Genomic DNA, 18,593 nt, shown 5'->3' on the forward strand with positions numbered 1-18,593 from the left:
TTTCTACCATTATACTATTTCACATTCTTTTCCGCTATTAATTCCATCCTCAAGAAGCGTCATATAAAGCAAAAATGGTGATGCAAAAATCAGCGGAAGCGCATATCTCGAATAAACCATGGGACTCATGATAAGAAACAGCATATTAACAACGAACGGAACCATGAAAAGCACGCTCTTTTTCTTACTTACTACGCGGCGTCTGTACAAACAAAACACAGGAATCCACAACACATAAAGTGCATGCTGGAATAAAATCCTAAGCACCGGGAAGGATCTGATGCGGTAATACCCATTTGTCATCGATGTGTACATGTTCTCAGGATTAATCTGTTGTATCTGTGAAAAAATCCCTTCATTTGTGGGAATGTGATCAAATATTCCAATATCATAGCCCGCTGCGAAAAACATTCCGCAGATTGGAAGTATAGCCCTGAAATATGCTCCGGGATGCTTTATTCCCTGCCTTATCCACAGTGCATAATAATTGTGAAGTTCGGCGGTCGACGCATGAAGCTTGAAGGTTGCCTTGATGTTATCCGTAGTTTCAAATGTGAAATCATTTTTAAGGGTATCATAATCCACAACCTTGGAAATGACCTCAATATCTTCATCCGTTATATCCTCAGGATAATCTCTTACATATCTTGCAGTCTGCTGAAAGAGTATCCCCAAAACCTCCTGCTTTCCTCCGGGGAAAATATTAAACGCAGGGTAGATGATTTTCGGAAGGATAACAAGCATCAGCAGCGCTGAAACCGCTGTGCCAAAGATAACGGTTTTACGTATATTCTTCCCTTTTATAGCGAGAAAAACTCCTGTGATGATCACAAGATAAACGCCTGTATTCTGGGTGAGTGTAACAAGTATTGAAAGAACTACCCATGCAATTTTCTCGTTGCGTGTGAATTCATGTCCGCTTATTACGAACCTTAGAAAAAGAAATATGTAAAGCAGCGCAAACAGCGCATGAAGTGTGTTCTTTAGCATATCACACACATAATAGGGAATAACCGGAAAAAGAGCAAAAAAGATAGTGATCATCCTTCGTAATATGACGCTCTTATTTTTTCCGAATTCAAATGCCTTCTCTATCGCATAGCTGAATATCAGCGCCGCAAGAACCATCTGAAGAATTATGTAAAGTGTTAATCCAAGAGCCGGTTTTCCCAGAAGGATTCCGATTTTTATAAAGGCTCCAAAAATCAGAGTAACGAAAACGGGATGATGTGCATTAAAAAGAACTGTGACCTCTTCCTGCCCCGGCGCATAGCCGTAGGGAACCGCAGAGACACCGTCAAGAAAATCCTTCACCTGATTGACCGTATCGTAATTCACAAGTCCGGGTGCATATATTATCAGGTATGGAAGCCAGCAGACAAAGAGAATACATGCTACCGCAAACATCCTCTTGTAAGAAAACTTATAGGTCACATTTGCTGTACGAACCGGCGCAAAATTTATATGCTCCGAAAGATAAAAGACCATATAAGCTATGATAAATGAAACCGCAAAATACATGGCCCATTTATAATGCTCTATGACATTCCAACCGAAGCAGGCATGTGATATCGCTCCTGAAGTACATAGCGCATTGATAAAGGCGATCACCGCAGAATAGATAATTCTTGCGGCACGCCTGTTTTCCATTTTTATCCCCGTCTTGATTTCCATACCGTTTATCCGCTCCCCTCGGATTTAAATGGCGTATTTTATATATCGCATCGCCATCTTTTTGCTGCAGTTCGCCAAAACTCTGGTTCCTTCCTCCAGATACTCAGTCTCCAAAACATCAGATCTGTTAGTGATCTCATGAAGGGCTGCCCCATCAGAATATGGTATCAGGAACTCGCACTCCGCTTTTTCCCCTTCAAGAGTGTGCTCGATAAGTGTGATGAGCTCATCTATTCCGATCCCATCTTCCGCAGCCATATAGATTCTGTCATTACGCACATGCGGTATTGTCATGCTCGTATGCTCAGAGCCGCCTACCACCAGATCCGCCTTATTGAACACATAGATTATCGGCACCTGTCCCGCGCCAATCTCCCTAAGGGTGCGCTCTGTGACATCAATATGCGTCATATAATCAGGATCTGAAAAATCGATAACCTCAAGCAAAAGGTCGGCATAAACTGCCTCCGCCAACGTGGATCTGAATGCCTTAACAAGAGTTGTCGGAAGCTCGTCAATAAATCCTACCGTGTCGGATAAAAGAAACGGTCTGTGCCCCGGAACATCTATCCTTCTGACAGTGGTATCAAGTGTCGCAAAAAGCATATCCTTCTGCATGACCTTTTTATTGTCCACATCCTCAACATGACTTGCATCAAGAAGAGCATTCATCAGCGTGGATTTCCCCGCATTTGTATATCCCACCAGAGATATCCTTGCGATGTCGGATGTCATTCTCTTCGATCTCTGAGTGTTTCGCTCGCGCTCGACTGTTTCAAGCTCTCTTCTAAGCTCAGCGCATCTGTGCTCGATTCTTCTCCTGTCCAGCTCAAGCTTTTTCTCACCTGCACCCTTATTGGAAAGTCTACCGCTTCCGCCACCCTGTCTGCTTAGCTCGGTACGCATACCTGCAAGTCTGGGAAGCATAAACTGAAGCTGGGCATATTCCACCTGCATTCTGGATTCTCTTGTCCTTGCTCTTTTTGCAAAGATCTGAAGAATAAGCCCTGTCCTGTCTATGACCTCAGTATCGAGAATCCTCTCCAGATTCCTTATCTGAATCGGAGAAAGCGCATCACCGAAAATGACTATGCTGGCATCCTTCATGCTTATAAGGTTCTTAAGCTCCTCCACCTTGCCGCTGCCTATAAAGGTGCTGCTGTCAGGGTGTGGAAGGGTCTGCGTGATAGTCATCATAGGCTCAAGGTCACAGGCCTCTGTGAGAGCCTTAAGCTCCTTCATTGATCTCTCAAATTTTGCTTCGTCTTTATTTCCATAATTTAATCCCACAAGGATAGCCCCGGGGATGCCGTAATTTTCCTCTGTATTAAACATGAGATTATTATACATCAAAACTGGTATTTTCAACGTATTTTCATGATATAATGTTAATAAGTATTTTTTGAAACCATAAACCGAACACCGCATAAATGGAGTAAGTGTTTATGAACAAGAACAAAAAGAATAAATCGGACAATCTGCTCATCTCCGATACCGGAGTTGTTGAGTCCGGCAAAAAAGAATATGTCACAAAAATTTTCATAAATACATGCCAATTGCTAAGCGTAATTCTTATCATACTCGGCATACTTGCCTTTATTAAGGGCAATTTCTGATCAATTTACCCCAAGGCTGTTTATCATAAATCACAATGCGTAGTTACTAAATGTCATCAACTAATGTTTTTTTGAATAAATAATAGTTTATGATTTTTACATAAAAAGCAGGTGCCTATGAACGAAACAAAAAAGCGAATCTATGAAGTCCTCGAGGTTTCAAGCATCGGAGACAAATCCAGTAGAGCTTACGACATGCTCATGACAACAGCAGTTATTGCAGGCATGGTTCCTCTGACCTTAAAAGCTGATAGCATCTACACCATCATTATCGAGATAATGACTACCATAATTTTCTCTATAGATTACTGCGCAAGAGTCTATACCGCTGATTATAAGATGGGTTATATCAGTGCAAAGGCTTATTTTGCATATATATTTACACCGCTGGCAATCTTTGATTTTCTTTCAATCATGCCTATCATATACTTTATACTGCCTATCCCGGCCCTCAGACTTTTGAAGCTCTTCAGAGCCTTCAGAGTTGTTAAACTTGTGCGCTATTCCAAGACCATGGTCATTATCGCCAATGTCCTTAGAAAAGTAAAAACACAGCTCTTTGCTGTGCTTATACTTATTACAATTTATATTTTTGTCTCCGCAATGCTGATTTTCCAGCTTGAGCCAAATCTGTTTGAAACCTTTTTCGATGCTCTGTATTGGGCAACCATTTCCATTACCACAATCGGTTACGGAGATATCTATCCCACAACCAATATTGGGCGCTTTATCACCATGATATCCGCACTTGTTGGAGTTGCCGTTATCGCTCTGCCTTCAGGCATGATAACCGCTGCATATATGAATGAGATCAGCAAGAAAAAGTCGAAGTATGAGCTGTGATGCTGATCTTTTTGAGTTTCAATAAATATTCTTGTGCCACAAGAAAGCTTTAGTAATTATCCTTCCTGATTTTTCTCATAGCTTCCCAAACATCGTCACCGTAGTTACTAAGCAGTACTGTCAGCATCCCATTATTAGGGTTATATTCTGAAAAGGCACATACTCCGTCATCGCAGCCCTGCATGTAGACATAGTCCTGTCCATCAGGGTTATCAATGATCCACATTCCATAGCCGTAGTAGCCTTCTTCCGCGTCCTTGCCATCTCCGCTCTGTTTTGAAAACATGGCAGTGACCATCTCTTTAGATAAAAGCTTGTGGTCAATGAGGCCTTTCCAGAAATTAATCATGTCCGTAGCTGTCACGAATGCACCGCCATCTCCTGTTCCCTTCGCGCCAACAGAATATATGTTGGTTCGATACTCGTCAGAGTCGGGAATTCTGATGTAGTTATTGGCACAGCCTCCGGGAAGCCTGTCGAATTCAAAATATCCCGTGGATGTCATGCCACACACATCAAATATATTTTCTTTAAGATAGGCATCAAACTCCATGCCTGTCACCTTCTCAAGAATCAGCGCAAGAAGCACATAGCCTGTATTGTTGTACTGGAACTTCTCGCCCTTTTTGTACATCATGGGCTTATCAATGAAAAGCGGTATCATGTCACTGTTGTGCCTGATCCTGTAGTTTGGAAAATCCTTCCACAAGGCTTCGTAGTCATCCATAACTGATTCATCAAAATAATCCGGAACACCTGAAGTGTGTGTAAGAAGCTGTTTTACTGTAACATCGGGATCGATTGCTTTTAAATCAATGTCCAATATTTTACCCAGTGTATCTTCAAAGTGCAGGTTACCTTTTTCAATTTGTTGCAGAATTCCGACAGCCACGAAGGTCTTACTCATGGACGCGCAGGCAAACCTCGTTTCAAAAGTGTTTGGTCGCTCGTTTGCAATGTCCGCAAATCCGCTGCTGTATTTACATAGGACTTCATCACCTTTGGTGACGTATGCGGTTCCTCTTAAGGTCTTATCTATTTCAATTTTATTAGTCATAATTCCTCCAATTTATTGCGAATATATTTTTTGTTTTGTTCCTGATTCTTTTTCCCGGATTAAATCTTAACAGAAAAAAGAAAAGCAGACCTTTCATACACTGAATCAGGTCTGCTTTACACATTTCTTTTCAATATTAAATATTTCGTACCATAAGCACAATTTTGTCATAATACTGCAAGGTACGTATACTCACTCCTGTTAGTTTACTTACTTCATTCACTGTCAGCTTTTTCATTTCCAAAATTCCTTTACTTCATTCAAAATCTCAGTTGCCGGAATTATCGTTGCCTTTTCTATAGGAACCCCTGTCTTTTCTAAATAGTACTTTATCAAATAATAGCCTGTAGCATATCCTGCACAATATGGAAGCCCAACTTCCGGGAAATGCTGTATCCTAGCCATTTCATCGCCGTAAAGATATGATGTGATATTGTCAAAACCGGTTACTTCTAGACCATCGTAGATAATTTCTTTTATAAGGGGCATTAGCTCCATGTCTGTCTTGGTGACCCATGGTCCAAGAAGTTCTTCACCAAAGACTGTTGTGGCGAAGTTCTCTGCTAATCCTTCACTCACAATCATCTCACCAAGATTTATATCATTAGTCCACTTAATGTACTGGTATCTGATATTATGATTAGTTTCATGTGTAAGGGCGGCTGGAAGTCTTTTGATGGTCTCTTTTGAAGGAACGAGCCATCCCATAATATATCCAGGGATTCCTCCGTCACCACAATATCCTTCATTCATGATTGTATAAGCATTCTGGGGATTTGCCAGAAGAATTGTGAAAAGATATTCCTGCACCTTTAGCTCTATTCCTTGATTTTCAAATCTGGTAAGAGCTTCTTCTATGGCCCTATTGCAAGACTCCCACATCTCCTGATTTTCCAATTGCTCTATCTGCTCTGCAATGTCGCTGTCCACATCAGATGGCGCCATTATTCCTAATCTATTGTTAGCCATAATAATGTCATATCCACCTGGAAACTTTGGTTTCATGGGGATATGATAACATTCCCATTTTCCTTGGAAGGGCAGCATCATATCATAGCGATAGATGTCATCTTTTTTATCTGAATCAGCCAGCATTATCTTTTTATAGACATCTGGCGAATATACGCTGTTGACTTTCATACTTACCTCCTGAATGTTTTATTTAAGCTATAACAAACTATAAACTATTACCTAACGTCAGAGTCAACAGCTATTCAATCCTTTTTCGTATTTTTTTAAACAAAAAAATATAGAGATTGTTGCAACCTCTATATATCATGCTCTGTGCTATATTACGAGATAATTACCTTTCCCCTTTTGGGGCCTATATTCTTAGATCATTTGTGCTGCTTGTTTCCGGGATACACGACTTTTTGTTGATTCAGGTCTTATGACGTGTAGTATTTCTCTTAAGAATGCCTTACTTTCTTGTAGGTATCAGCTTACTATAGGTTAATGTCTTTCATCCATGTTCTCAAATCTCTCACAGAATCTCGCCGAGAAGGATCTGGGTTCGTTTTCCATGGTAAGGTGAGTGATATCTCCGGCTCTTAAGGTTCTGAAAATTGCTATCCCTTTTTCACGCTCCTCAGTCACAACCTCAGTTATGGATGTGGGTGCCATGGCAAGAAACTGCATTGGCACATAGGGTGAGATTCCCATAAAGTAAGAAAGAAAAATCGAGGTTATTCCGAAGTGACAAAAGATTGCAACGGTCTTGTCGTTACTCTCTGTGACCTTGTAGATGCTTCCGTCTCGCTCATAACCGTAGCCCGCAAGGAATTCGTCGAAGTTTTTAATTATGTCGTCGTAAACCTCGACCGCATCCGAAGCCTTAACAAGGTCAGACTCTCTCCATTTCTTCGCATCAAATAATTCCGGGTGGTTCATGTAGTAAGATGGCATGATGTCCCAGACAATTCTTTTATCATACCTCCCCTTTTCCTCATTAAAATGAAGCTCATTAGGGAACGCTTTTCTTGTTTCTTCGTCTGCTATGTTCGGATCAAACAGCGCAGGGAATTCCTTTAGCCACTCACAGGTTGTAGCCTCCATCCCAAGTTCCTTAAGTGAATATTCCGCTGTTTCTTTTGCTCGACCAAGAGGCGATACATATACCTCGTCAATTTCAAATTCTTTTATATGCTTTGCAAGGGCTATTGCCTCACTTTTGCCTTTTTCAGTAAGCCCGTCTATCTCGTAGTTCGGGTCTCCGTGCCTGATAAATAAAAGTCGCATGTTTAGGTTCTCCTGTCTGCTAATTCTCAGCATATTATATAACAAGATTTCCCTCTTGACCTAATTTGGACTTCATGCTGGCTATTACATCTATGTTTTTTGCTTTTTCCCCTGAATCATAGATTCCACATAGCCATGCATCTATGATTTGGATTGTTTTCCTGATTTCATAGATAGAAATAGCTTGTTACATCTATGATTTTTGCTTTTTCTCCCGAATCATAGATTCCACATAGCCATGCATCTATGAACTGGACTTTTTTCTTGATTTCATAGATAGAAATAGCTTGTTACATCTATGATTTGGATTATTTTCCTGATTTCATAGCTTTAACAGTCCACAAGAACAGGGTTATAGGGCCAAACCGAAAATAGCCCATTAACTCCGTCCCTCAGGATCATAGTCTGTCACAAACTCAGGTGTCTCGTTCCAGGTTCCATCCTCATTTAAAGAAAGGTGCAAGAGAACATAACCAAAAGTATCGAAATGCCCCTGCTTACCTGAAAGCAGATACTTCACTACAAGCTCAGGCTTGCCATTATTCTCGGTAATAACAAAGCCACTTGCATCATCACCTACTATAACTTCATCCTTGTTAAAGATGTCTTCTAATGCCTCAAGCTTATCTTCAGAGTATCCCTTGGCAAGATAAAACTCATGAACCTGATCCTTTGTGAGAGACGCGATAACCTTACTGCCTCGCATCACTTCAACATTTCCATCAGTCCACTTTAAGGAAAACGGCTCCTGTCTGGTGTCATCAGGAAGTGCGATCTCTTTCCCTGCTGCATTATAGACATGAGGCTCATAGCCGCCATCTCCGCCATTATAGCCAAGGTCAATGACTTCAATCTTTTCCTTTTTGCCATCGCCGTTAAGGTCAGCTTCCTCTGAGTAGCCATCCGACATAGATCTGTGCTCATGTACATCTTCAAAGTAGTCATCACTATTTGAAAATGGAAGATTAACAAACTTTTCACCGGAGCCCTTAATATAGGCAGGAAGCCCTGTTGAATATTGATCTCCATTTACGTAATAGTCATCGCCATCCTCATCCACTATGACATATGAAGTGGTATCATTACCGTCAAGTGAAGCCTCATCATCACCGCTAAGTGAAGCCTCATCATCGCCGACAATAAGCTCATATGATCTGTTCCCATAATAATCTTTTGGGTATTGCATCTTGGGAATATAGATTCCATCCTCGCCCCAAGGCTTTATCATTGCTATATCCATAAACTTGTTTTCTTTAACAAATTTAATGGTAACAACCGCACCGTCGCTATTCTCACCGGTCTTTGTCACAACAACTTTCGATTCATCATCACTGAGATTAAGTAGATATCTTGCTGAAGCTGCCGGATCAAAAAGCTGGCTGTAGAGTCCGTTAGTATCCTCTTTTGCATTGTTATTCAGATACTCGCCAAATCCGTTTTTATTGTAATCGATAGCTTCAAAATCGCTACCATTATTAAAATAAGCATCCTCAAAATCTTCAAAAGAAGAAATATCATCATATATATCAAGGTGCTCTTTAGCCACCCTGTACTCGCCATCTTCGTCTTCAGCTATGGTCAGCTTCTCAATCCATACATATGCATGCGGTTCAGAGTCCGCTGCATAGTAATGAATTTCGGCTTCGCCCTTTTCTTCATCAGTAAAATAGCTCATGGCCATCACCTGTCCCTTTTCGTGGTTCATCCCGGGCCATGGGCTGGACCAACCAAAAGAGACAGAGTCCTCATCCTCAAACAATAGATCTTCATTTTTCAATTTTGTCTGAACATCTTTGGTTGAATTTCTTATTATTCCGTCAGCATCCCTCGCAATAAAGCTGGTGTTCCAACCACCAAGAACAGACTCCTGAGGACTGGAAGTAAGCCTATAGCCTGAAGAATTATTTCCATCATCTGCTATTTCATCATTGTTTACAGCAAATGCCAAATCATCAGAATTCTCATCCTGTCCTACACCATCGCTGCTTTCGTTCTCATCCTGTCCTTGAAGAGCACTGATATCGTTCTCATCCTGAGCAGCAGCTCCATCACTATCGCCACCTGCCGCACTTGTAAAGAAGCAGGTTGAAAGTCCTGCGCACACAACCGCAAGCATCACGATAAGCCAGAAGGTAGGTTTTTTATAATTGAAAATCTGCTTAACTCTTGTTCCAACTCCGACTTCACCAAAAGCAAGCGGGTAAGCCAGAACAAATCTCCTATGTGTGCTGCAAAGAAGGAGCGAAGTCGCATAGGATTTTTTCTCATCAAGGGACATGTGGCTTATAACTTTTTCATCACAGGAAAGCTCAATGTCTTTGCAGAAAAGCGCATAGGAAACCCACACAAGGGGATTGAACCAGTGAAGCGCAAGCAGCAAAAATCCAAACTGTTTTCTTATATGATCGCGCCTTAAGATATGCGCCTTTTCATGGGCAAGTACGTTCCTGACAGTCTCATCATCAAGCCCTGAAGGCATGTATATCATTGGTCTGAAAACTCCGAGAATAAAGGGTGTATCTATCTCGTCGCAAATGTAAGCATTATCGCTGCCGTCCATCTTAATGGAAGCACTTGTCTTCTTTTTGATAGAGATGTAGCTGAAAACTGCATAGCCAAGAACAAGAAGTCCTCCAAACATCCAGATCATCTGAAGTCTTACAAAGAGGTCTTTCCTGAATGTCATTGGATCGTAGCTTGATACGACTGTAATCTCTTCATTTGGAAGGTACTCTATTTCTTCATCTGCTGTTTCCGGTACGATGGTCTCATTTTCATCTATTCCTGCCACCCAGCCCGAATTAAATGAAGCTGCCGGCTGATAGTCATGCTGAGTAACATATGTCACTTCAGTGCGTGTTCCAAAAACATTTGATTCGATTATCTCTCCGATATTCGGAAGAAGTCCGATCTTTGACTCAATCTGAAAAGGCAGCACGAGCCTTAGCGCAACTATCGCCCACAACACTCCCATGAACCACTTGGGTGCCTTCTTTAGCGGTATTCTGATAAGTATTACAGCAATCATAAGAAAAGCTGCTGCCACACTCATCTCAATTACATTTATAAAAATTGTCCCCATACATTTCCCTCCGACTGACTTTGATGGTCCCCAAGGTCCATTATTCCTTCGCGTTATCGATTATCTTCTTTATCTCAGCAAGTTCCTTATTGGACAGCTTCTGGCGAGACGTAAACGCTGCAAGGAAAGCCGGGAGCGATCCGCCAAAGGTCTCCTCTACAAACTCCTCACTTTTCCTTGTGTAAAACTCTTCCTCGGAAATCATGGATGTGACAACGCCATCCACATTTTGAAACAGTCCCTTCTCGCAAAGCTTTTTTAGAACTGTATAGGTGGTAGATTTCTTCCACCCAAACTCATCCGCACACAGCTTAACCAGTTCGCCTGAACCCACAGGCTCCTTCTCCCAGATAAGCTTTGCAAACTGCATCTGAACATCCCCTAACTCAACAGCCATGGCCACCTCCTGCTTGGTATTGTTAATTTGGTCTATTCACTATCGACTATAATTTGAGTCTATACTAGATAGACCAGCAAGTCAATAATAATTTGCATTTTTTAAGTCTCTTTTCGGAATTATGGGTTCGATAGAGTATTCCAATGAGATTCTTTCTCCTAAAAAAAGGTACTATATAATATCAGATATGTCTGTGCTAAAGTCAAAGTAGGTACAGTAAATTAACAAAAGAAAGGAATTGCCATGAAAAATATAAGATTAGTTATACTTGGAGAGCTTTTATTGTTCTTAGGGATATTTTTGTTTAATCTTTTAGTAGGAAGCTGGGGATTCTCTGCTATCATCTATTTTATTGATCTGCCTTCATTATTGCTAATTGCACTAATACTATTTCCCGGACTTATCATCATGGGCGCATGGAAGGATTTCATCAATGCATTTTCTGTTGGTATTAAGCCGTTTAGTCTGTTACAGCTAAAAAACATAATTGAAGCTGTGGACGCAGCTCAGAAGCTTACCGTATTCGGAGCACTCTTTGCGATTATTATATCCGGTATTCTGATAATAGCCAGACTCGATCCTTCTACGATGGGTCCCAATCTGGCAGTTTGCTTCCTTTCAGGATTCTATGCAGTTATTATTGAGTTTATGCTTCTGCCGCTCAGACTGAATGCAGAGCGCAAGATGAATAAAGAAATGGACATGGGTGAATGACACAATTCGAAATCACAAAAGACCAATATCTCAAAATCGCTCAGAAATTTGGCCTTACAAAACGTGAGCTGGAGCTGGGCTTTTTGAAGGTGTCTGGTTTTTCAAACAGAAGAATTGCATATATGTTTGGGATTTCAGAACAAACCGTAAAAAATCATTTTACACATATTTACGAAAAAGCATGGGTTCCCGGCAGAAATGAGTTTAGAGAATTATTCGCACCAAATGACAATCCTCAATGATAGTTCGCATTATTGGTATAGCACACCTCAGCGAAATAATCACTTACCATTTATATACTTTTCAAGCGCCTGATTCATTCTCTCATTTTCACTCTTTTCCTTAAGTCTGCCTACCACTACGCCAAGGGTTGAGCACACACCAAAGGATATGAAGAATCCGATCCAGGCTTCCACGTAATCCACCGGAAACCAATGGAATCTTATTACAAACACAACAATAGCAAGAGTGACGATTGCAAAAAACAGAATACTCCTCACTAAAATCGCCATATTCTTAATCCATCTGTCAGTAAACAGTACCGTGCTGCATATGTTAATGATTATTGCCAAAATAAAAAGTTGAATCAGGGTTGCCATAGATAAGGCAGCTCCTCCAAGCGAAAACAATGAAGAAAAATCTTTTGCGCCCTCTCCAAACAAAATTACTATCGGAATAAATACCAGCACTGTAAAACCATAGGTAGAAAGTACCCCATTTATAAATTGGAAAAATCCCTTATTTTCTCTAACTCTCATCACTTTATACCCAGCCTCTTTCTTAATTCATCAGCATACATTCTTGAAACAATGATCTGCTCCCCGTTTTGAAGCGTAACTCTTATCTTCCGGTCCACTTCAGCTTTAAGACTTCTTACCTTCCTTAAATTCACGATGCTCTGCTTGCTCACACGAATAAAATCATGCTCCGGAAGCTGCTGCTCAAACTCATAGAGCTTTAATGCTGACTCGTAGGTATCGTCCTTAGTATAGACAAAGCTAGTCCTGTCAACCGCCTCAATATAAAGAATCTTGTCCACATCAAGAAGAATCGTCTCGACATCTCTTTTCACTGCAATCTGCATATCCATCATACGCATAAGAGAAACGATCCTCTCAATCTCGGGCGTCAGTTCCGGTGCGGTTATTCTCACCCCGACATCTGTGTACTTTTCATCCACCTCAATCTCAATCTTCATCTACCAAGTTCCTTTTGAACCTCAATTTATTTCATACCCTTTAGATACAACTACTCCAGCCCTTTTTTACGGTACATCATGAAAAACAGCGCAGCGCACATAACCGCATTGATGCACAGGATACTCACACCTGTTTTTTGACAACCTGCAAAAGACATGCTGTCAAATAATAGCTTTAACTGTTGGGTGAAAATAATTGTTGAAACCTTTTTAATGCTCTCGTTAAACATAGAAAGCATCGGAACAAACGAAAAGATCATCATAACCGGCATCGTCAGAGAAGTTGCCACCATTTGGTTTTTAGAAAAAATACCAACGCAGGCACCGGCAAGTATGGATATAACAAATCCAAGACCCATAACAACTAAAAAGAACAGTCTATTCGATGACGGCAAAAGCATTCCCATGACCGCCGCTCCAAGCATGCATATCGACCACACATAAACTCCCACGCCGCATATATACTGCCAGGGTTTAATGTCAGCCATCATCAGCACCCTCAAAGTGTTCTTTTCTTTTTCCTCAGAAATAACAGACGCCATAGCGGTAAGAGGTGCCATTCCTATATACATGACCGCAAACAGTTTTATAAAGAAAAACTCCTCCATACCTTCTATAGATATTGCATTCTCCATGATCAGTGTCAGCAATGGAAAAAGTATGAACTGGATCAGTATTGTCTTATTCTTCACCGTATCTCTGAGTTCTTTTTTGATGATCACGAGTATATTATACATCTATTCTTCCTCCTGTAGTTTTCTTCCTGTAAGTTCTAAGAAAACCGTCTCAAGTGTTGGTTCTGTCGAGTGAATCGTTTCCACCTTCCCGCTCTTTAAAAGCTCACTGATTTCATCAGCCGACTCGCCATTTCGCTCCATCTCCACATCCTCACCTGTCTGCAGATGCAATTTAATTTTCTTCTGATGGTCGTATCTTCTGCAAATATCCTTAGGGGTTCCCGCTTCAACAATTTTTCCCTCATTTAGAAGTGCGATGTTATCGCAGAGCTTATAGGCCTCATCCATGTTGTGGGTTGTAAGAAAAATCGTCGCACCGTTCTTCTTTTTCTCAAGGATAATCTTATGAATACCTCTCATAGTCTGCGGATCAAGACCGCTTGTGGGTTCATCGAGGAAAATAATCTCCGGTGAGTTCATGAAGGTCCTTGCAAGCTGAAGTCTTGCCCTCATTCCCTTCGAGAGATCCGATGCCTGGGTTTTACTTGCATCTAAAAGTCCGACCTCATCCAATATCCCATTTATCCTGCTTTTCGGAACATTATATATGTCTGCGAAAACTGAAAGATTATCTCTGCATGAAAACCGTTCATACACTCCGAAATTATCCATCATAATTCCAAAATTCTTTTTATCCTTCCCGGTGAGCTTTTCTGGATTTTTATCCATAATCTCAACTTTGCCTTCATCATAGGCAAGCTGTCCCATTAGGATTTTTATCAGAGTGGTCTTCCCTGCACCTGATGGACCAAGCAGTCCAAAAATACTCCCCTTTGGTATATCAAAGCTAATGCCCTTTAATACTTCATGCGAATCAAAGTTTTTCCTTAAGTCTTTGCACTGTATCATCTCCCGTCTCCTTCCATATCTTTCATAAGCTGAAACTATCAGATAAGGAGAACGCATACAATGCGTCATGACGTAAGTTGCCACATAGCTTACATAAGTTGCAAAAAACAGACCGTTCCCTTTCGGAAAACGGTCTGTTTATCACCTTGTCATATTTAGATCATTTCTGATCTACTTTTATTTAAATAACTGTCAATAACTTTTTATCTATGCACACCTGTGCAGCAAATATTTTTTCAACTGAATCTTCAAAAAGGACCTTGATTCTTCCTTCAATGATCGCCTTAACGGTGCCTCTTCCATACTTCTGGTGTGATACCTCGCAGCCCTCGGGAATGACATTCTTGATGTCTTCATCAGTGAGTTCGGGAAGCTTAGGCTTTTGAATCACTACAGGTCTTGCTGACACCACACCTGAAGAAGCTCTGTAACCGTAGCCTCTTGAAGCAGCCATCTTCTTCTCTTCCTCAGCTTTATTTGCAGCAATCACATTCTCCTTGATCCAGTCAAGAATAAGCTCTAAGTTCTCATTTGTGAAAAAGTAAATCACGTGTGAGAGCTTCTTCTCATCAGGGTTCTGAAGCAGGCCCTTATTACCGTTTCTTATGAAAAGGATTGCCTTGCTTGAAACCTCCTCGTACTGTGATACAAGCTTTTCAATAACTTCTTTTTTGCTCTCTTTTAAAACAATTCCAAGATTTGCTTCATCTGCCTTTTTAACAAGCAGATTATAATCTTTTTCTGTCGCATAGAGTACATATCTACTCTGCATAACAGTCTTTACATGTAATGATGAACCGTTCTTAGCAAACTGCCAGATGAACTTATCTTTAGCATCCTCCCTCTCATACTGATCAAGTCCTTTTTCCTTGATAAGATCAACTACTTCTTCATAGATGTACAAAAGATTATTCATTAGTATTCCTCGCAAAAAATAAAATCGAATTCCAATTATACACTTTTGAGCATCAGATTCCATTGCCAATTTTTCCAAAAAGTTATTCGATTTTCATATTCTTTACGAGCAATTTTCCCGTAGATTTTCATCAATTAATTCACGGTCACATGCTGCAGTTGAAAGTTTATTTCTTTGACTTTTTTGAAGCGGTTTTACTCCACTGTGAAAAGGTCTTGCTGCCGTTATTTTCCGAAAAAGCTCTTACTCTTACATATATTTTCTTTCCGGCGAGTTTTTTAGGAAGCTTTATTGTCTTTTTTGTAGCATTGTTTACAGTGTAGGTCTTAGCACCTTTGAAGTTCTTCTTGCCTGCAATCTGAACCTCATATCCTGCAACATCAGTAGCCTGATTCCATTTCACAGTTACCTTACCACCCTTTTTCACAGAAAGCTTAGGCTTACTGCTGATGAGGGATGCTGCTTTTTTATCAATATCTTCGCTATCGCCAACAGCTATCTGATATGAGGATATTCCTCGATCATTGTTATCAGGATTAAATCTTTCAACACGAATTGTATAGGTACCTGCAGGAATGATCTTGCTCTCGGTAGCAGCACCCGAGCTAACCTCAAATACCTTATTGCCACTCTGGTCGAGCATTGTAAAACCGGTTACATAATCGCGATAGTTTCTTACTGAAAACTGCACCTTAGTATTACCACTAAGCGTTAGCTTGTACCAGTCAATATAATTATTAACTCCGATAATTCCGTGATATGTATTTCCTGCTGTTATTGTTGTTGCATCCGGCTCTGAATTGTTACGGGTTGACGGATCATTGTAGCTCTCTACGAAGGACTGATAATTTGATTCCGGCTCGACTACATTGATTGAACACTCTACTGTGCTGTCTCCATTATGATTTACTAACTTGAAATAATAGTCACCTTTAATGAGACCCGCGTATCCTGACTTCTTGTCATGCATACAATATAACCCCTCAAGGGACTGAGAATTGGAATCATATAATACAAAATCAGTATGGTCAGCGGTTATACTCAGAATATACGCCTTATCAAGCGACACCTTATACCATTTCTCTCCATTTGCATTAAAATGATGCGATATTTTGGTATTCAAAGTATAGGCTTCCGCTGAATAGTCTACCGCTTCCGCCTTAACCTCAAGCGGACTTGCCAATAATACTGCTGCCAGTAAAACTACTGCGATGTAAAAGTGATGAATTGCACAAAGAACTTTGTTTTCAGAAAAATTCCCCATTTTTGTTCCCTCCCAAATGTTTTTATGTTTTATGTTATGCAACACATTTAAACAATATAACACATATTTTTCATACAGTTAACCATTAATATAAAAAAACCTACTGTCGTTATAACAGTAGGTTTTTATCTAAATCATAATCGTAACCGTTAGAATTTCAAAACATTCATCATTCAACGCGCTCTAAAGCAGCAGACTTCATTCCTGCTTCTCTCCTTCGCGTACCTTCGCAAGTGCATCTTTAAATACATTCGGCCCATGGTTTAGTGTTGTAAGATCTTCACTACTCCATTCCAGTATATTCAGCATGTAATTTTCCCTCCTCAATAAGCTACATTTTTCCTTACTGTATCATATTGTGTTCAATTATTTTGTAAAAAAAGGAAAAAAATCACTGTAAAGAAAATCACAATGCTGAAGCAGACTATTTTACACAGGATTGAGATTGCTCACGTTCTAAATTTCGTGAGTTTTAAAACACACCCAATCATTGCAGCCATTCCGAAGAATACAAAATATCCGCCAACAAAAACTACCGCATAGACCATGGCATCAATGGCAGCGTGTCCTTGCGGACCATGCACATAGCTGCTTATTATTCCTATGATTCCACCGATAATATTTGAAATTACATTAACTACTGTGAACAATATGTACTCTCGATCACTGCCACTTGCAAATAAATCAGCGATCACCAATACAATGGACAAACATAATGGAACAAACAGAAACATTGGCGAATCGCCTGCGAACATCCAGAGCAGGATTACTAAAAAATGAAGCCCCCAGTACAACGGATTTTTCAAACTCAAACTTTCCATACCTTCACCCTCCGTACAAAAATTATTTTGTTTAGTGATTTGCATTACAGAAAAGTTTCCTGTCTTTAATTCCATTGTAGGCAAAAGGCTTCAAACGTTACATTTCGGATATAGCCAATAAAATAGCCATATTCCTAATTCTTTGCGGCTTATAGGTCAGTTCTCGAATTTTTCAGGATATATTCTAATTCAAAAGATTAAACCAATATCTGCGAATCGGTTCTTCATCCCCATCAACAATAACCGTGTTTTCAAGTACTCCACCGCACTTTTCTATAGTTTTCCATGATCCCACATTGCTTTCATGTACACCCAGCAAAACTTTAAAGATTTTCTTTGCTTTCGCTTCTTGAAGCATCATTTTCAATACTTCAGTGGCATACCCTTTTCTTCGATTACTAGGGCGTATTCCATATCCGATATGCCCCCAGGTTTTAAATCCTTCGCATGTTAAATAATGCCTTAGGCTCGTCGCACCTATCAACCTTCTGGTTTCATTTATTACAAAAAAAGATGTTGTAGCAGAAAATCGTTTATCAACAATCCCATGCTCACAATCATTTAACCTTCGGATAAGTTTCTCAAATTCTTCAATAGTCTCAAAAGGACTGTCCAAAAACCATGGCGCAATTTGAGTGCCGCTCTCACACCATTCCTTCATCATTTCGTTATACTGTTCAAAATATACCAAATCAGGCTTTGCCAAATACAGTGCCATATATTATTTAATCCTCACCTTTTAGAATATAGTTTCGTCATTCTGACATTGCCGGAACCATTCATCCACCATGTCTATAGCAGACTTATCGCCCGTAAATGAATACTTATCTTCATATTCATAGCTTGCCTGCAATTTATTATTTTTAATATCTTGACACTCCCACAAGCTAAAGCTTGATGGGATTCTTGCTTCAACCACCACGGTTATTGTCACACTCTCCGTAGAGAGCAGTTTTCCCAACGATGTCCACAAGCGTTTGGTTCGGCATAGCCCATGCCTACCTTGTTATTCGTTAAGCCATCACGCGAAGTGACAGACCCATTTTTAGTATGTTTTTAGCGGCATTACCATCACGATCATGGTATGTACCACAGACAGGACATTCCCATTCTCTAATGCTGAGATTTTTAATATTAAGATTCTTATATCCGCAGCATCCACAAGTCTGACTGCTTGGATAGAATCT

Annotated in this window: 22 protein-coding genes; 4 read left to right on the forward strand and 18 right to left on the reverse strand. The window is 40.3% G+C overall.

Features of this window, described 5'->3' with window-relative positions:
- Window positions 1–9: 9 nt before the first annotated feature.
- Complete coding sequence (locus tag G586_RS0108095) at window positions 10–1,650, reverse strand: DUF6020 family protein (RefSeq protein ID WP_207640720.1); 1,641 nt, start codon at window positions 1,648–1,650, stop codon at window positions 10–12.
- Between the two features lie 48 nt (window positions 1,651–1,698).
- A complete protein-coding gene (gene hflX, locus G586_RS0108100) occupies window positions 1,699–3,009 on the reverse strand; it encodes a GTPase HflX (RefSeq protein ID WP_051204651.1) in 1,311 nt (436 codons plus the stop codon).
- Window positions 3,010–3,119: 110 nt separating this feature from the next.
- On the opposite strand from hflX, the gene G586_RS26010 reads away from it, so the two are divergent.
- Complete coding sequence (locus G586_RS26010; RefSeq protein WP_155834053.1) at window positions 3,120–3,290, forward strand: hypothetical protein; 171 nt, start codon at window positions 3,120–3,122, stop codon at window positions 3,288–3,290.
- 117 nt (window positions 3,291–3,407) lie between these two features.
- A complete protein-coding gene (locus tag G586_RS0108110) occupies window positions 3,408–4,133 on the forward strand; it encodes an ion transporter (RefSeq protein WP_035772795.1) in 726 nt (241 codons plus the stop codon).
- 49 nt (window positions 4,134–4,182) lie between these two features.
- On the opposite strand, the gene G586_RS0108115 is transcribed toward G586_RS0108110, so the two are convergent.
- The 6 genes from G586_RS0108115 to G586_RS0108135 all read right to left on the reverse strand — a co-directional run bounded on the left by G586_RS0108115 (window position 4,183) and on the right by G586_RS0108135 (window position 10,907).
- Window positions 4,183–5,190, reverse strand: coding sequence for a serine hydrolase domain-containing protein (locus G586_RS0108115; protein ID WP_026527362.1), 1,008 nt, complete (start codon window positions 5,188–5,190; stop codon window positions 4,183–4,185).
- Between the two features lie 136 nt (window positions 5,191–5,326).
- A complete protein-coding gene (locus G586_RS25570; protein WP_081674282.1) occupies window positions 5,327–5,428 on the reverse strand; it encodes a MerR family DNA-binding transcriptional regulator in 102 nt (33 codons plus the stop codon).
- Entirely contained in the window at window positions 5,425–6,330 is a 906-nt protein-coding gene (locus G586_RS0108120; RefSeq protein ID WP_026527363.1) for a DUF2268 domain-containing protein, read from the reverse strand. The genes G586_RS25570 and G586_RS0108120 overlap by 4 nt, the downstream gene beginning before the upstream one ends.
- Window positions 6,331–6,642: 312 nt before the next feature.
- Window positions 6,643–7,428 carry a histidine phosphatase family protein gene (locus G586_RS0108125; protein WP_026527364.1) on the reverse strand — a complete coding sequence of 262 codons (786 nt, stop codon included), beginning with the start codon at window positions 7,426–7,428 and terminating at the stop codon, window positions 6,643–6,645.
- A 379-nt stretch (window positions 7,429–7,807) separates the two neighbouring features.
- Entirely contained in the window at window positions 7,808–10,510 is a 2,703-nt protein-coding gene (locus G586_RS24805) for a M56 family metallopeptidase (protein WP_026527365.1), read from the reverse strand.
- A 40-nt stretch (window positions 10,511–10,550) separates the two neighbouring features.
- Window positions 10,551–10,907, reverse strand: coding sequence for a BlaI/MecI/CopY family transcriptional regulator (locus G586_RS0108135; RefSeq protein ID WP_026527366.1), 357 nt, complete (start codon window positions 10,905–10,907; stop codon window positions 10,551–10,553).
- Window positions 10,908–11,150: 243 nt separating this feature from the next.
- On the opposite strand from G586_RS0108135, the gene G586_RS0108140 reads away from it, so the two are divergent.
- Together G586_RS0108140 and G586_RS0108145 are read left to right on the forward strand one after the other, a co-directional pair.
- Window positions 11,151–11,621, forward strand: a complete 471-nt coding sequence (locus G586_RS0108140; RefSeq protein ID WP_026527367.1) for a hypothetical protein — start codon at window positions 11,151–11,153, stop codon at window positions 11,619–11,621.
- Window positions 11,618–11,863 (forward strand): helix-turn-helix transcriptional regulator, encoded by a 246-nt coding sequence (locus G586_RS0108145; protein WP_026527368.1) that lies wholly within the window; start codon window positions 11,618–11,620, stop codon window positions 11,861–11,863. Before G586_RS0108140 ends, G586_RS0108145 begins: the two co-directional genes overlap by 4 nt.
- A 39-nt stretch (window positions 11,864–11,902) precedes the next feature.
- Here G586_RS0108145 and G586_RS0108150 read toward each other — a convergent pair whose 3' ends face one another.
- From G586_RS0108150 to G586_RS25575, 10 genes are all read right to left on the reverse strand, one after another.
- A complete protein-coding gene (locus G586_RS0108150) occupies window positions 11,903–12,379 on the reverse strand; it encodes a hypothetical protein (RefSeq protein ID WP_026527369.1) in 477 nt (158 codons plus the stop codon).
- Window positions 12,379–12,819 (reverse strand): LytTR family DNA-binding domain-containing protein, encoded by a 441-nt coding sequence (locus G586_RS0108155; RefSeq protein WP_026527370.1) that lies wholly within the window; start codon window positions 12,817–12,819, stop codon window positions 12,379–12,381. The genes G586_RS0108150 and G586_RS0108155 overlap by 1 nt, the downstream gene beginning before the upstream one ends.
- 50 nt (window positions 12,820–12,869) lie before the next feature.
- A complete protein-coding gene (locus tag G586_RS0108160) occupies window positions 12,870–13,556 on the reverse strand; it encodes an ABC transporter permease (protein WP_026527371.1) in 687 nt (228 codons plus the stop codon).
- On the reverse strand, window positions 13,557–14,405 hold the full coding sequence (locus tag G586_RS0108165) for an ABC transporter ATP-binding protein (RefSeq protein WP_026527372.1): 849 nt from the start codon (window positions 14,403–14,405) through the stop codon (window positions 13,557–13,559). It lies immediately after the preceding gene.
- 181 nt (window positions 14,406–14,586) lie between these two features.
- Window positions 14,587–15,321 carry a hypothetical protein gene (locus G586_RS0108170; RefSeq protein WP_026527373.1) on the reverse strand — a complete coding sequence of 245 codons (735 nt, stop codon included), beginning with the start codon at window positions 15,319–15,321 and terminating at the stop codon, window positions 14,587–14,589.
- 166 nt (window positions 15,322–15,487) lie between these two features.
- Complete coding sequence (locus G586_RS0108175) at window positions 15,488–16,585, reverse strand: hypothetical protein (protein ID WP_026527374.1); 1,098 nt, start codon at window positions 16,583–16,585, stop codon at window positions 15,488–15,490.
- A 449-nt stretch (window positions 16,586–17,034) separates the two neighbouring features.
- On the reverse strand, window positions 17,035–17,406 hold the full coding sequence (locus tag G586_RS0108185; RefSeq protein ID WP_155834054.1) for a hypothetical protein: 372 nt from the start codon (window positions 17,404–17,406) through the stop codon (window positions 17,035–17,037).
- 184 nt (window positions 17,407–17,590) lie between these two features.
- Window positions 17,591–18,124, reverse strand: coding sequence for a GNAT family N-acetyltransferase (locus G586_RS0108190; RefSeq protein ID WP_026527376.1), 534 nt, complete (start codon window positions 18,122–18,124; stop codon window positions 17,591–17,593).
- A gap of 21 nt (window positions 18,125–18,145) precedes the next feature.
- Window positions 18,146–18,379: a hypothetical protein gene (locus tag G586_RS0108195; protein WP_155834056.1), complete on the reverse strand. Its 234-nt coding sequence runs from the start codon at window positions 18,377–18,379 to the stop codon at window positions 18,146–18,148.
- Between the two features lie 40 nt (window positions 18,380–18,419).
- Window positions 18,420–18,593: zinc ribbon domain-containing protein (locus G586_RS25575; RefSeq protein WP_155834058.1), on the reverse strand; the 174-nt coding region annotated here is incomplete at its 5' end.

It is taken from the genome of Butyrivibrio sp. VCD2006 (assembly GCF_000423925.1).
Lineage (GTDB): Bacteria > Bacillota > Clostridia > Lachnospirales > Lachnospiraceae > Butyrivibrio.